The 13,756-nt window shown below is 61.4% G+C and carries 12 protein-coding genes; 1 reads left to right on the forward strand and 11 read right to left on the reverse strand.

Going from position 1 to position 13,756, the window contains the following annotated elements; genetic code table 11:
* Positions 1–73: 73 nt before the first annotated feature.
* From BBG20_RS20710 to BBG20_RS20760, 11 genes are all read right to left on the reverse strand, one after another.
* Positions 74–1,330 (reverse strand): hypothetical protein, encoded by a 1,257-nt coding sequence (locus BBG20_RS20710; protein WP_065906605.1) that lies wholly within the window; start codon positions 1,328–1,330, stop codon positions 74–76.
* Positions 1,331–1,558: 228 nt separating this feature from the next.
* On the reverse strand, positions 1,559–1,792 hold the full coding sequence (locus BBG20_RS20715) for a C1 family peptidase (RefSeq protein ID WP_083221452.1): 234 nt from the start codon (positions 1,790–1,792) through the stop codon (positions 1,559–1,561).
* A gap of 217 nt (positions 1,793–2,009) precedes the next feature.
* On the reverse strand, positions 2,010–2,948 hold the full coding sequence (locus tag BBG20_RS20720; protein ID WP_065906608.1) for a carbohydrate kinase family protein: 939 nt from the start codon (positions 2,946–2,948) through the stop codon (positions 2,010–2,012).
* Positions 2,949–2,960: 12 nt separating this feature from the next.
* Positions 2,961–4,442: a xylulokinase gene (gene xylB / locus BBG20_RS20725; protein ID WP_065906613.1), complete on the reverse strand. Its 1,482-nt coding sequence runs from the start codon at positions 4,440–4,442 to the stop codon at positions 2,961–2,963.
* Between the two features lie 138 nt (positions 4,443–4,580).
* Positions 4,581–6,062 carry a mannitol dehydrogenase family protein gene (locus BBG20_RS20730; RefSeq protein WP_065906615.1) on the reverse strand — a complete coding sequence of 494 codons (1,482 nt, stop codon included), beginning with the start codon at positions 6,060–6,062 and terminating at the stop codon, positions 4,581–4,583.
* A gap of 16 nt (positions 6,063–6,078) precedes the next feature.
* Positions 6,079–7,182 carry an ABC transporter ATP-binding protein gene (locus tag BBG20_RS20735; protein ID WP_065906616.1) on the reverse strand — a complete coding sequence of 368 codons (1,104 nt, stop codon included), beginning with the start codon at positions 7,180–7,182 and terminating at the stop codon, positions 6,079–6,081.
* Between the two features lie 37 nt (positions 7,183–7,219).
* Positions 7,220–8,050 carry a carbohydrate ABC transporter permease gene (locus BBG20_RS20740; protein ID WP_032886872.1) on the reverse strand — a complete coding sequence of 277 codons (831 nt, stop codon included), beginning with the start codon at positions 8,048–8,050 and terminating at the stop codon, positions 7,220–7,222.
* 10 nt (positions 8,051–8,060) lie between these two features.
* Positions 8,061–8,987, reverse strand: coding sequence for a carbohydrate ABC transporter permease (locus BBG20_RS20745; protein WP_065906617.1), 927 nt, complete (start codon positions 8,985–8,987; stop codon positions 8,061–8,063).
* A 123-nt stretch (positions 8,988–9,110) separates the two neighbouring features.
* Positions 9,111–10,394 carry an ABC transporter substrate-binding protein gene (locus BBG20_RS20750; RefSeq protein ID WP_371920659.1) on the reverse strand — a complete coding sequence of 428 codons (1,284 nt, stop codon included), beginning with the start codon at positions 10,392–10,394 and terminating at the stop codon, positions 9,111–9,113.
* Positions 10,395–10,738: 344 nt separating this feature from the next.
* Positions 10,739–11,644, reverse strand: coding sequence for an AraC family transcriptional regulator (locus tag BBG20_RS20755; protein ID WP_065906623.1), 906 nt, complete (start codon positions 11,642–11,644; stop codon positions 10,739–10,741).
* 72 nt (positions 11,645–11,716) lie between these two features.
* Entirely contained in the window at positions 11,717–13,006 is a 1,290-nt protein-coding gene (locus BBG20_RS20760; RefSeq protein ID WP_065906625.1) for a glycosyltransferase, read from the reverse strand.
* 159 nt (positions 13,007–13,165) lie between these two features.
* Between BBG20_RS20760 and tpx the strand changes: the two genes are divergently transcribed.
* On the forward strand, positions 13,166–13,666 hold the full coding sequence (gene tpx / locus BBG20_RS20765) for a thiol peroxidase (protein ID WP_065906627.1): 501 nt from the start codon (positions 13,166–13,168) through the stop codon (positions 13,664–13,666).
* Positions 13,667–13,756: the final 90 nt, after the last annotated feature.

A 13,756-nucleotide genomic window follows, 5' to 3' on the forward strand; every position in this document is an offset into this window, starting at 1 on the left:
TCGACTTGCGGGATTAACCGTCGATTAATTTTTGCCTGGCTGACAAAACCTTCATCTGAAAGGCCACGATCACTTAAGGCAACGTCGCAACCACCGCGTCGTCATTGTGCGCGCTGTCCTCGGCAATCCCTGCCACATAGCTGCCGTTGGGTGAAATGGCGGTCAGGCCGCTTTCTTCACCTCCGTTGAACTGGGGAATCGCAACGGTGCCTGCCGCTGCTGTCCACGTAGCGGCCTGAGCATGTTCGCCCGTGTTTTCGCTGGTGAGTGCAACGGTGTCGTTATCACTCAAATCGACGAAACCCACATGAGTACCGCCGGCCAGCGTCGGGATCAGCGTGGTAGCGCCAGTGGTTGACGCTGCCCAAAACGCCAATAGCGCGTGCCCATCGGTATTTTGATAAGACACAACCGCGTTGCCGTTGTTGTTCAGGCGTAGCCCCTCGATGCGGGGAGTTCCCGCGACGCCGCTGACGCTGCTCAAGAGTACCGGGGTAGAAGCAGGGCTGGCCCAATAGGCGGCACTTGGGGTATCCGGGGCGGCAAAGTGGCAGGTGCCGAGCATCTGCATTGCATTATTGACGCTGCTGAGGCTGCAACCGGTACTTCCGGACGGTGTGGACAGGACCGTGGTGACCAGCGCGCCGAGCAACCCGGTTTTCTGAACGACTTTGGCAGTGTCATTACCTGTCGCCGTGTTGGGGCAATTCAGGGCAGTGCTGGGTACGCCATTGATCGGTGTGTCGTTCACATCGGCAACCCTGCAGTTGTCGTGCAGGATAGACAATTGAACCGGGGCGGTACTGCCTGCGAGCCACAGGACGGCGGTGGCATCGTTGCTGCCACTGAGACTCTCGCCGCCCAGCACACCACTCTGGTTGTAGGCGGTGATAGCGGTAGCCACTTCAGGTAGCAGGCCGGTGCCAAGCACTGACAGCGATTGCAGCTTTTGGGGGAGGCTGCTGGGTGCAGTGGCGCTCCAGAACACACCCGTGGCGCGGTTGTCCGCAGTGACACATACGCCCGCTATGGTTCCATTGTTGGCGATGCCCAACGCGTCGCAGCTTTGACCCGTGACCAGGGGCGGTAACGGAACTTCCGTGCCGGCGGTCACCGCGACCCACGCCACCGCAGGGCCGGAAACATTCCCCGGCAGGCACATGCCCGTGACAACTCCGTTGTTGTTGACGCCTCTTGAGCCACATTGCGCGCCTGCGGCCGTACCTTCGCCTACAAACGTTGCTGCATTGACCAGGCCGGTGTACAGCGTGGTACCTGTCAGGCAGAGCAGCACAAGGGGGGTGAAGGCAAACTTGGTCAAGTTGTTCATGGTCAATCCTTCCCTGGTAATTGATATTGATAACAGGATGTGGATGTTCTGTTCACGCGCCCGAGATATAACGGGAGTCTTGGCGCAAAATCCGTGACTGACAACTGTCAACGTTGACAGGTTGAAGGGGGCTAGAGGCGAGTAGCAGGCAAGCGTCGCCACTCGGTAGCGAAGGGGGGGGGTACGCTCGACACGTAGGGCTGCTCTTTAGACCTGCACCTGGTGTTCTCAGGGAAGCAGATTGCTCTTTAGAAATTTAGGGGGTCTGAAATAATCCTTCTCACCCCAACCGCTACCCCAGGAGTTCTTCACTATCCAGTAATCCCTACCACTTTCGCCGCCATGGAAATCAAGCAGGCTTCGGTGATCCTGCGCAACGGGCTGGCCAAAGGCGACACTGACGTTGTAGGCGGCTAAAAAGCCCATCAAGACAATTAGCAAACGATGTTTTGATCCTTTCATGTTCAACCCTGCCTGATAGAGAGTTCAGGTCGCACAGTGGCTCGTCGTTAAACCGCTGGTTGTAAGTTGAATTAAAGAGTCGCGAAATAAAAAGCGCAACTGTCAAACTTGACAGCTTGTGCTCAACTCAAAAAAGGTATTGGGAAAGCGGGCCCTCTTCCTCCGAAGCGGACCCAGGGCACCTCAAGATTAGAGGTTGCCGGGAGTGGTGGGTGCGTCAATTCAACTGATGGCGATACGGCAAATCCGGCCCAGTCTTGCCACACGTCAACGCGGCAGCGCGGATGGCGAAGCCGAGCATCGTGTCGATTTGCGTGCGGGTCAGTTGTTGCAGGCCCTCTACCGAATCCAGGTTCTGCTCGGTCAACCAGGCAATCAAGGCGGCCTGGAAGGTATCGCCAGCGCCGACGGTATCGGCCATCACCACCTTCTGTGCCGGTTGCGACCAGTTGCCGTGCTGGCGGCTGAAGACGCTGGCACCGTCGCCGCCACGGGTGAGGAATACCAGCTGGCAGCGGTGCTGCAGCCAGCCTTGCAGCACGCTTTCCGGCGACTGGTCGGGGTAGAGCAGGTGCAGGTCTTCGTCGCTGACCTTGATCAGGTCGGCGTGCTTGACCAGCTCCGCCACGCGCTCGCGCCACAGCTGGATATCCGGCTGGGGGTTGAGGCGTACGTTGGGGTCGAGGCTGATCAGGCGCTTGCCGCTTTCGCGCTTGACCAGGCTCAGCAGGGTGTCGCCGATCGGCTGCACCACCAGCGAGAACGAGCCGACATGCAGGCCGCGAATGTCCGCGCCCAGCGCCGGCAGATGCGCGACTTCCAGCAGGCGGTCGGCGCAGCCTTCGCCGCGGAAGTTGTACTGCGGCGAACCATTGGCGCCCACGGCGACCATCGACAACGTCGTCGGCGCAGCAAACTCCACCAGGAACTGCTCGCTGACGCCTTCATCCTTGAGCACCTGCAACAAGCGCCGCCCAAGGAAGTCGGTCGACAACCCGCCGAACAGCCCGGCATCGATGCCCAGGCGGCGCAGACCCACCGCAACGTTGAACGGCGAGCCACCGGCAATTGCCTTGTAATTGACCTTGGAAGCCTGCCCGCTGGCATCTTCCTCGCTGAAAAAATCAAACAGCGCTTCACCGCACACCAGATACATAGTCGTTCGCTCTTAAAGGGTTGCTACTAGCTGTTGATAGCGCGCGTACGCCTGTTGGTAGGCGCTGACGCTGGCTGCCACCGGCAGGGTACGGCTGGTCGGGTCGACGCTCACGCACCGGTCGCACAGGCTGGCCAGGGATTCGCCGGACTGGCACCACGCCGCCTGGATCGCCGCGCCCAGGGCCGCAGCCTCGCTTTGTTCGGTGCAGATAACCTCGGTATTCATGATATCGGCGACCATCTGCCGCCACACCGGGCTTTTCGAACCGCCGCCGATCAAGCGGATGCGCAGGCTTTGCAGGCCGGTGTGGCGTAGCAGGTCGAGACCGTAGCGCAGGCCGAAGGTGGTGCCTTCGACCACGGCGCGGCACAGGTTGGCGCGGGTCAGGTTGGTCATGGTCAGGCCGTGCAGGCTGCCGGTGGCGTGGGGCAGGGCGGGCACGCGTTCGCCGTTGAGAAACGGCAGCATGCTCACGCCGTCGGCGCCGATCGGGGCCTTTTCGACCAAGGCGTTGAAAGCGTTGAGGTCCAGCTCGAACAACTCGCGGATTACCCCGGTGGCGTTCGTCAGGTTCATCGTGCAGATCAACGGCAGCCAGCCGCCGCTGGAGGAACAGAAAGTCGCCACCGACGCCTGCGCACTCACGTTGGGTTGGTCGGCGAAGGCATACACGGTGCCCGAGGAACCCAGGCTCATGGTGATCACACCGGGGGCGATATTGCCAGTGCCGATGGCGCCCATCATGTTGTCGCCGCCACCGCTGGAGACAAGCGCGTTGGGGTTGATGCCCAGGCGTTCGGCGATGGCCGGCAGGATCGTGCCCACCGCCTGGTCGGCGTCAATCAGTTCGGGCAGCGCGGCTTGCAGGCGACCGCTGGGGTCGATGTGCTGGAGCAGCGCCACGTCCCATTCACGGGTGCGCACATTGAAGTAACCGGTGCCGGAGGCATCGCCGTATTCCGCCACGGCGCGGCCGGTGAGCCAGTAGTTGAGGTAGTCGTGAGGCAGCAGGATATGTGCGATGCGCGCGAACACGTCCGGGTGCTGCTCGCGGGTCCAGAGCAACTTGGACACGGTGTAGCCTGGCGCGATGGCCACGCCGAGGCGCTCCAGCGAGCCACTTTCGCCGCCCAGGTAGTGCAGCAGACGATCATTTTCGGGCGCGGTTTCGGTGTCGCACCACAGCTTGGCCGGGCGCAGCACCTGGCCGCTGTCATCCAACAGCACCAGCCCGTGCTGCTGGCCGGACACGCCGATGCCAAGGATGTCCTGGCCGTCGACGCCGGCCTGTTGCAAGGCGCGGTGGGTGGCTTCGGTAAAGGCGTCCAGCCACTCCTGGGTGTGCTGTTCGCGACGGCCATTCGCGCCGCTGATCAGAGTGTGCGCCGCAGCGCCGAGGCCCAGCACCTTGCCGCTGGACGCGTCGAGGACGATGGCCTTGGTGCCTTGGGTGCCGCAGTCGATGCCGAGGAACAGGTTTTGCTGGGTCATGAGGGTGTGCTCAGCGGTGTTATTTTTTTGGATTGGCAACCCGGTCCAGTGTGGGAGGGGGCTTGCCCCCGATGGCTGTGGGTCAGTGAAGGATATTTGCCTGACACACCCTCATCGGGGGCAAGCCCCCTCCCACATTTAAACCGGTTTCTTCAGGAGGTTCTGTAGGGTTTCGGTGACGCCGTTATCACGCAAGCTCCCATAGCAACGCTCGAACGCTGCCACAAACTCCGGCGAGTTGGGAATAGCCGTGCCGAAAATCTCTTCCACTCCCAGCAGTCGCTGGCTGATCAGCGCCTCATCACTCACCAGCCCCTGGCAGAATTCCGCACGCGGGTCGGGGATTTTATAGCTCACGCCATTCTCATCCACGCCCTTCAAATACAAGGCCCAGGCCGCGACCACCAGCGCCGCACGCTCGGTCTCGCGCCCATCGGCTATCAGGCGGTTGATGGTCGGCACGGTGAACTTGGGGAACTTCGACGAGCCATCCGAGCACACGCGCTCCAACTGGTCGGCAATCGCCTGGTTGGAAAAGCGGTCGACCAGGGTCTGCTTATAGTCGGTCAGGTCGATACCCGGTACCGGCGCCAGGTTCGGCGTGACATCCAGGTCCATGTAGGCGCGCATGTACGCGACGAACAGCGGGTCGTTCATGGTCTCGTGCACGAACCGGTAACCCTTGAGAAACCCCAGGTAAGTCAGGGCCAGGTGGCTGCCGTTGAGCAGGCCGATCTTCATCTCTTCGTAGGGCGTCACGTCATCGGTGAACTGCACGCCGACCTTCTCCCAGGCCGGGCGGCCGTTGACGAACTTGTCTTCCAGCACCCATTGCACAAACGGTTCGCAGACCACCGGCCAGGCATCGTCGATGCCGTGCTCGTCGTGCAACTGCAGGCGGTGGGCGGTGCTGGTCATCGGCGTGATGCGGTCGACCATGGCGTTCGGAAAGCTCACATTGGCCTTGATCCAGTCGTGCAGGTCGGCATTGTGCAGCGCGGCAAAGGCCAGCAACGCCTTGCGCGTGACGGCGCCGTTGTGCGGCAGGTTATCGCAGGACATCACCGTGAACGCCGGGGTGCCGGCGGCGCGGCGCTGGGTCAGCGCGGCGCAGATGAAGCCGAACACGGTTTTCGGTGCGCCGGGGTGCGCCAGGTCATGCTGGATCTGCGGCAGGTGGGCCATGAACTCGCCGTTGCTGTCGTCGATGCAGTAGCCGCCTTCGGTGATGGTCAGCGAGACGATGCGAATCTCGGGGCTGGCCAGTTTGTCGATCAATGCCTGGGCGCTGTCTTCGGCGAGCAGCATGTCGCTGATCGAGCCGATCACACGCACTTCGGTGTCGTCGGTGTCGCCCAGTTCATAGAGGGTGAACAGGTAGTCCTGGCCCGCCAGGTCGTCGCGGGCCTTGCGGTCCTCGCTGCGCAGGCCGACGCCGCAGATGCTCCAGTCCAGGCCTTCGCCGGTGTTCATCAGCGCATCGGTGTAGTACGCCTGGTGCGCACGGTGGAAACCGCCGACGCCGATATGGGCGATGCCCTGGGAGGTGCTGGCAATCGCATAGGCCGGGATGTTCACGTGCGGCGCCAGTTGGGTAAGGTTCTGCTTATTCAGTTTCATCACAACTCTCGCGAAATCAGGCGGCAGCGCGCAGTGGGCGGGCCACGGCTACACCGTCGGTGTCGAACAGATGGCAGTGCGCCGGGTCCAGGTGCAGGTGCAGCGTCTCGCCGTATTGGCTGGCCATGTCGCCCCGGATCCGCATGGTCAACGGCTCGCCATTGGCGGTGGTGACGTGGCAGAAGGTGTCGCTGCCCAGGCGCTCGCCGACGTCGGCGGTGACGGTCAGGGAGGTCTGGCCCGGCGTGGCGATTTCCAGGTGTTCCGGACGAATGCCCAGGGTCACCGCGCTGCCCACGCTCAGGGTCGCGCCGCTCAACGGCAGGCTGATGGTGGTGCCTGCGTCGAGTTGCACCTCGCAGCCGTGGCCTTCGACGCGCGTGACCTTGCCCTTGAGGAAGCCCATCTTCGGCGTACCCAGGAAACCCGCGACAAACAGGTTGGCCGGCTGGTGGTACAGCTCCAGCGGCGAGCCCACTTGCTCGATACGGCCGCTGTTGAGGACCACCACCTTGTCGGCCAGGGTCATGGCTTCGACCTGGTCGTGGGTCACGTAGATCATGGTCGCCTGCAGCTCCTTATGCAGGCGCGCCAGCTCCAGGCGCATCTGCACGCGCAGGGCGGCGTCGAGGTTCGACAGCGGCTCGTCGAACAGGAAGATTTTCGGGTTACGCACAATCGCCCGGCCGATCGCCACACGCTGGCGCTGACCGCCCGACAGCTGCTTGGGCTTGCGCTCCAGCAACGGGCCGAGTTCGAGGATGCGCGCCGCTTCGCTGACTTTGCTCTCGACCAGTTTCTTGTCGACGCCGGCCAGGTCCAGGGCAAACGACATGTTCTTGCGCACGCTCATGTGCGGGTACAGCGCGTAGGTCTGGAACACCATCGCCAGGTCGCGCTTGGCCGGGGTCACTTCGGTGATGTCGCGGCCGTCCAGTTCGATGGTGCCGTCGCTGACTTCTTCCAGGCCCGCGATCAGGCGCAGCAGGGTCGATTTGCCGCAGCCCGATGGACCGACGAAGACCACGAACTCCTTGTCGTTCACTTCCAGGTCGATGCCTTTGATGATCGAGAAACCTTCGAAGCCTTTTTGCAGATTCTTGATTTTCAGGTTGGCCATGATGGGCCTCCGCTTTGAATTTTTTATTGAAAGGCCGTTATTTCACGGCGCCGAAGGACAAACCGCGTACCAGCTGTTTCTGGCTGATCCAGCCAAAGATCAGGATCGGCGCGCAGGCCAGGGTCGAGACGGCGGACAACTTGGCCCAGAACAAGCCTTCAGGGCTGGAGTAGGAGGCGATCAGCGCGGTCAGCGGTGCTGCGTTGGACGAGGTCAGGTTCAACGACCAGAACGCTTCGTTCCAGCACAGGATCAGCGACAGCAATACCGTGGACGCCAGGCCGCCCTTGGCGATCGGCAGCAGCACCCGGACCATTTCCTGCCACAGGGTGGCGCCGTCCAGGCGCGCGGCTTCGAGGATGTCCTTGGGGATGTCCTTGAAGTAGGTGTAAACCATCCAGACCACAATCGGCAGGTTGATCAGGGTGTAGATAATGATCAGCGCGATACGCGTATCCAGCAGGCCGAAGCTCTTGGCCAGCAGGTAGATCGGCATCAGCACGCCCACCGGTGGCAGCATCTTGGTGGAGAGCATCCACAGCAGCGTGCCCTTGGTGCGCTTGGTCTCGTAGAAGGCCATGGAGTAGGCGGCCGGCACCGAGATCAGCAGGCACAGGGCGGTGGCACTGAACGAAATCAGCACCGAGTTCCAGGCGTAGCTGAAGTAGTTGCTGCGCTCGTTGATGTGCAGGTAGTTCTCCAGCGTCGGCGTGAAGATGAACTGCGGTGGGGTAGCGAACGCATCGATTTCGGTCTTGAAGCTGGTCAGCACCATCCAGAAGATCGGGAAGAAAATCAGGATCGCGATGGCCCAGGCCAAAGTGCCGAGCAACAGGCTTTGCAGGCGGCGGGATTGTTGAAGCGTCATGGCGCGGCCCTCAAGGCTTGTCAGTCAGGTTTTTGCCGATCATCCGCACCAGGATGATCGCCGCGATATTGGCGATGACCACGGCGATCAAGCCGCCGGCCGAGGCCATGCCCACGTCGAACTGCACCAGCGCCTGGTTGTAGATCAGGTAGGCGAGGTTGGTCGAGGCGTAGCCCGGGCCACCGTTGGTGGTGGTGAAGATTTCGGCGAACACCGAGAGCAGGAAGATGGTTTCGATCATCACCACCACGGCAATCGGGCGTGCCAGGTGGGGCAGGGTCAGGTGCCAGAAGATTGCGATGGCGCCGGCGCCGTCCAGGCGTGCGGCTTCCTTTTGTTCCTGGTCGAGGGACTGCATGGCGGTCATCAGCAGCAGGATCGCAAACGGCAGCCACTGCCACGACACAATGATGATGATCGACAGCAACGGATAGTGCGCCAGCCAGTCCACCGGCTCGGCGCCGAACAGCTTCCAGACGGCGGCGAGAATTCCCGACACCGGGTGGAAAATCAGGTTTTTCCAGATCAGCGCACCGACGGTGGGCATGATGAAGAACGGCGAAATCAGCATCACCCGCACGATGCCACGGCCCAGGAACTCACTGGCCTCCAGCAAGGCACTGATCAACACGCCGAACACCACGCTGATCAACAGCACGCTGCCGACCAGCAACAGGGTATTGGTGGCGCCCGGCAGGAAGCCTGAGTCGGTGATGAAATAGGTGAAGTTCTCCAGCCCCACGAATTGGTTTTCGCCAGGGTAGAGCAGGTTGTAGCGGATCAGCGAAAAGTACAGGGTCATGCCCAGCGGCACGATCATCCACAGCAGCAGCATGGCGACCGAAGGGGTGACGAGGAACCAGCCGGGGTTGGCCAGGCGGCTTTTGCGTGGCGTATGAGGCGTGGTCGTTTGCACTTGGGCAGTGGTGGTATTCATAGGATCAGGACCAGTCAGGTACATGCAGAACGAGAATCGGAGCGCGGTCAGGGTGGGAACTGGCTTGCCTGCATCGCCGGCAAGCCAGTTCCCACATAAAGCAGTTACGGCGGTGTGCCGGCTTTATTTGGGATAACCCGCCCGCTTCATTTCACGCTCGGTGGTGGTCTGCGCGGCGGTCAATGCAGCATCCACCGTCTGCTGACCGGTCAGCGCACCCGAGAAGAACTTGCCGACCTGGGTACCAATCGCCTGGAATTCAGGAATGGTCACCAACTGGATCCCGATATACGGCACGGGCTTGAGGGTCGGTTTGGTCGGGTCGGCGACTTTCAGCGATTCGAGGGTCACCTTGGCGAACGGCGCGGCCTTCATGTACTCGTCGCTGTAGGTCGATTTGCGCGTACCCGGCGGTACGTTGGCGATGCCGTCGGTCTTGGCCACCAACTGGCTGTATTCCTTGGAGGTCGCCCAACTGGTGAACACCTTGGCGGCGTCCTTGGCCTTGGAACTGGTCGGGATCGCCAGTGACCAGGAGTAGAGCCACGAGGTGCCCTTGTCGGTCTTCTCGTGCGGGGCAAAGGTGAAGCCGACATGGTCAGCCACTTTGCTTTGGGTCTTGTCGGTGACAAACGAGCCGGCCACGCTGGCGTCGACCCAGATTGCGCACTTGCCGCTGTTGAACAGCGCAAGGTTTTCGTTGAAACCATTGCTGGAGGCACCCGGCGGGCCGGATTTCTTCATGTTGTCGACGTAGAAGTTCAGCGCGTCTTTCCATTCGGGGCCGGTGAATTCCGGCTGCCACTTCTCATCGAACCAGCGCGCCCCGTAGCCGTTGGCCAGGGTGGTGATCAGCGCCATGTTTTCGCCCCAACCGGCTTTGCCGCGCAGGCACAGGCCGTATTGCTCTTTGCTCTTGTCGGTGAGTTTGGCCGCGAATTCGCCGATCTGGGTCCAGGTCGGGTGCTCGGGCATGCTCAGCCCGGCGTCCTTGAACAGGTCGGTGCGGTAATAGGTGATCGAGCTTTCGGCGTAGAACGGCAGGGCGTACAGCGAACCCTTGACGGACAAACCGTCACGCACCGAAGGGAATACATCATCGAGGTCGTAGGAAGCCGGCAGATCCTTCATCGGTTCCAGCCAGCCCTTGGCGCCCCAGAGTGCGGCTTCGTACATGCCGATGGTCAACACGTCGAACTGCCCGCCTTGGGTGGCGATGTCAGTGGTCAGGCGTTGGCGCAGCACGTTTTCTTCAAGCACCACCCAGTTCAGCTTGATATCCGGATGCTCGGTCTCGAAGGTTTTCGAGAGCTTTTGCATGCGGATCATGTCGCTGTTGTTGACGGTGGCAATGGTCAGGGTTTGCGCGCCAAAGCTGACGGCGCTGAGGGTCATGCATACGGTCATGCAAGAACAGGCAAGCAGAGTTTTTGCTGTGAACTTCATCGCGCACTCCATTTCTGCGCCCAGGGGCTGCAGAAGGACAGTTATTGTTGTTGTGTCTTCCCACGAACGGCCAGGAAGAGTGTGCGTTGATTACAGCCTTCAAATGGGGTTATGACAAATCCTTGGGCGCACTTGCACTGATACTTTTTTGCACTCGCGTTGAAAGCAGCTGAAACGATTCGCCGAGTGTGTCCCCCGGCAGGCTGGCGATGCTCGTAGACGAATACGCGCAAACCTGGATAAACGCGGCGTTTGTGGGACGTTCGCCGGCAAGCCGGCTGCTACGGGACCGTGCAGTGCTCGGTTCAGGCCAGGTTCTGCTCGGTGAGCCGCTGCACCGCCAGGCGCCGGTAGTGGGAAGGGGTCATGCCTTTCAGCTGCTGGAAGCGCCGATTGAAGTTGGAGATGTTGTTGAATCCCGACTCAAAGCACACGTCCGTCACCGCCTTGTCGCCATCGGCCAGCAGTTCGCAGGACTTGCTGATGCGCAACCGGTTCACAAACTCGATAAACGTGCGGCCGGTGGCCTGCTTGAACACCCGGGAAAAATACGTCGGCTTCATCCCCAGGTATTCCGCGACTTCCTCCAGCGGCAACTCGCGTGCGTAGTGGGCGAAGATGTAGTCCACCGCGCGGTTGGTGCGGTCCACGCTGTGTTCGTCCGCCAGGTGCGCGGTGTTTACCCCCGACAGCAACTGGTAGTCCTCACACGCGCTGAGCACCTCCAACAGAATGAAAAAGTGCCCCAGGCGCGCCATGCCCTGGGCATCCTCGATGCGCTGCATCAGGGTCATGGCCTGGGCGATGGTCTTTTTGCAGCGAAATTCGATGCCGTATTGCGCCCGTTCCAGCAGCGGCGTGAGCGTCTTGAGTTCGGCGAAGATATGGCTGCCGTGCTCGAACAGCTCATCGGTGAAGTTCACCAGCATGTCGCGCTTGGGCACCACTTCGTCTTCCTCGACCTGGCTGATCCAGTTGTGCGGCAGGTTGGGGCCGGTGAGAAACAGGCTTTCGGGGTAGAAATTGCCGATGTAGTCGCCGATAAACACCTTGCCCGAACTGGCGACGATCAGGTGCAGCTCGTATTCCTTGTGGAAATGCCAGCGCACCAGCGGGCAGGGGAAGCCGTGTTGGCGATAGATGATGGACAGACCGTTGTGATCGTCCATCAGCTCGTAGGAAGGGTCGGTGATTCGCGCTGCTCGGGTCATGCTGCCGTCGCTTTATTGTGGTTGCTGCCTGGGATAATGCCCCCTCGCGCGCGACCTCGCCAGCACCGGTGTTCAGGCGAGGCGGTTTTTGGCCTCGATCCACTGGGACATGTACTGCGTACTTTTATGCGCGTGATGGCGCAGCATGCTGCCGGTGAAGTTATCCCGGCGATGGGCGGCAAGGTGGCTGCGGCAGTGTTCCAGGCAGGCCACCAGCGCCGGGCCGTGCAGATCCTGGTCATAGCGGCTGGCCAGTAACTGGCGGCCGCGTTCCTGCGCCTGGGTCCAGCGTTCGCGGTCCTGGTACAGGCTGACCGCCGCAGCGGCGAATGCCTGCGCGTCCTCGGCGATTACGCCGGGCCAGGGCTGCTCGTCGCCCATGGCTTCGGCGCCGATCGGCGTGGTGATATTCGGCGTGCCACACAGCATGGCATCGGCCAGCTTGCCCTTGATACCGGCACCAAAGCGCAGCGGCGCGAGGCAGATGCGTGCAGCGGTCATCACTTGCAGCGCGTCTTCGGCCCAGTTCATCACGTGGAAGCCTTGCGCCGGGTTGTGCAGGGCGGTGGCCTTGGGCGGGGTGTAGGCGCCGTAGATATGCAACTGGACGCCGGGCAATTGCTGGCGGATCAGCGGCCACAGGCTGTTCTTCATCCACAGCACCGCATCCCAGTTGGGCGCGTGGCGGAAGTTGCCGATGCTGAGGAAGTGCGCGCGGTCTTCAAACGGCACAAACGCCGCGGTCGGCGGCTGCAGCATCAGCGGGCACCAGTGGAGCAGGGCGGCGGGCACCTTGAACTGCTCGGTGAGCAGGCGGATTTCGACGTCGGAGATCATCAGGCTGATATCACAACGATAAATCGCGGCGATTTCGCGCTTGGCCAGGTCGGTGTCGGCCATCAACTCGAATTCCTCCCGCAGCGCGGGGGTGAACAGGGCGCTGAAGTCGTCAGTGTCGGGATGGGCCTTGAGGTGCGCCTTGAAGCGCTGCTGGCGCGCGTCCCGCAGGCTTTGCAGGTCGGAGGTCTCGAGCACGCGCAGGGCGTCGGGGCAGCATTTCTCCACGCGCCAGCCGAACTGCTCTTCCATCATGAAGCGGTCGAACAGCACGATGTCCGGGGCCAGTTCGCGGATAAAATCGTCGAAACTGCTGTTATTCAGTTCAATCGCGCATTCACGGATGCCGAGGGCGGGCAGGTCTGCCTTGTGTTCGCCGATGGTCGCCGGACTGCTGAAGGTAATGTCCCAACCTTGTGTAAGAAAACTCTCAAGGATCTGCATCATGTGCCCGCCCGCCGCCGAAGAACGCGGCTCCGGCCAGACATAACCAATGACCAGGACTTTGGTGGCAGGCTGATTCATCAACAACGGCTTCCTTTAAGGGCAGGGCAAAAGCGCGCAATTAAACCACAACCCGGTGGCATGACAATTTGCGTCTGGTGGTAGGTAGCCACGGCACTTTGTGGTTAACTTCGGCCTCTCGAATTCGTTTAACCAAAACCCAGCATAAGGATTCTGTTCATGGCTCAAGTCACCCACCGTGGCAACCCAATCAAGGTTGAAGGCGAGCTGCCGCAAGTCGGTTCCCAGGCTCCGGATTTCATCCTCACCGCCGGCGACCTGTCGGACGCAACCCTGGCGACCTTCGCCGGCAAGCGCAAAGTGCTGAATATCTTCCCAAGCGTCGACACCCCGACCTGCGCGACCTCGGTTCGCAAGTTCAACGCCCAGGCCAATGACCTGAAGAACGCCGTGGTCCTGTGCATCTCCAGCGACCTGCCGTTTGCCCAGGCGCGCTTCTGCGGCGCTGAAGGCCTGGAAAACGTGAAAAACCTGTCGGACTTCCGCGACCCGGGCTTCGCCATTGATTTCGGCGTCTCCATCGCCGAAGGCGCACTGCGTGGCCTGACCGCCCGTGCCGTGGTGGTGCTGGATGAACACGACAAGGTGCTGCACAGCGAACTGGTCAGCGAAATTGGCCAGGAACCCAACTACGAAGCCGCCCTGGCTGTTTTGAAGTAACTGTTTCGGCGCATTACTGTCGTTTTGCAGTAACACGCGTGCTACATGATTGCGGCCTGGCCTAGTCCAGGCCGTTTTTATTTGTCGTTC

The sequence above is a fragment of the Pseudomonas aylmerensis genome, from assembly GCF_001702265.1.
GTDB classification, from domain to species: Bacteria; Pseudomonadota; Gammaproteobacteria; order Pseudomonadales; family Pseudomonadaceae; genus Aquipseudomonas; species Aquipseudomonas aylmerensis.

Bases quoted from the DNA above. Each gene is read 5' to 3' on its own strand.
- BBG20_RS20710 (WP_065906605.1), bottom strand. From the start codon at position 1,330: ATGAACAACTTGACCAAGTTTGCCTTCACCCCCCTTGTGCTGCTCTGC.
- BBG20_RS20715 (WP_083221452.1), bottom strand. From the start codon at position 1,792: ATGAAAGGATCAAAACATCGTTTGCTAATTGTCTTGATGGGCTTTTTA.
- BBG20_RS20720 (WP_065906608.1), bottom strand. From the start codon at position 2,948: ATGTATCTGGTGTGCGGTGAAGCGCTGTTTGATTTTTTCAGCGAGGAA.
- xylB (WP_065906613.1), bottom strand. From the start codon at position 4,442: ATGACCCAGCAAAACCTGTTCCTCGGCATCGACTGCGGCACCCAAGGC.
- BBG20_RS20730 (WP_065906615.1), bottom strand. From the start codon at position 6,062: ATGAAACTGAATAAGCAGAACCTTACCCAACTGGCGCCGCACGTGAAC.
- BBG20_RS20735 (WP_065906616.1), bottom strand. From the start codon at position 7,182: ATGGCCAACCTGAAAATCAAGAATCTGCAAAAAGGCTTCGAAGGTTTC.
- BBG20_RS20740 (WP_032886872.1), bottom strand. From the start codon at position 8,050: ATGACGCTTCAACAATCCCGCCGCCTGCAAAGCCTGTTGCTCGGCACT.
- BBG20_RS20745 (WP_065906617.1), bottom strand. From the start codon at position 8,987: ATGAATACCACCACTGCCCAAGTGCAAACGACCACGCCTCATACGCCA.
- BBG20_RS20750 (WP_371920659.1), bottom strand. From the start codon at position 10,394: ATGACCGTATGCATGACCCTCAGCGCCGTCAGCTTTGGCGCGCAAACC.
- BBG20_RS20755 (WP_065906623.1), bottom strand. From the start codon at position 11,644: ATGACCCGAGCAGCGCGAATCACCGACCCTTCCTACGAGCTGATGGAC.
- BBG20_RS20760 (WP_065906625.1), bottom strand. From the start codon at position 13,006: ATGAATCAGCCTGCCACCAAAGTCCTGGTCATTGGTTATGTCTGGCCG.
- tpx (WP_065906627.1), top strand. From the start codon at position 13,166: ATGGCTCAAGTCACCCACCGTGGCAACCCAATCAAGGTTGAAGGCGAG.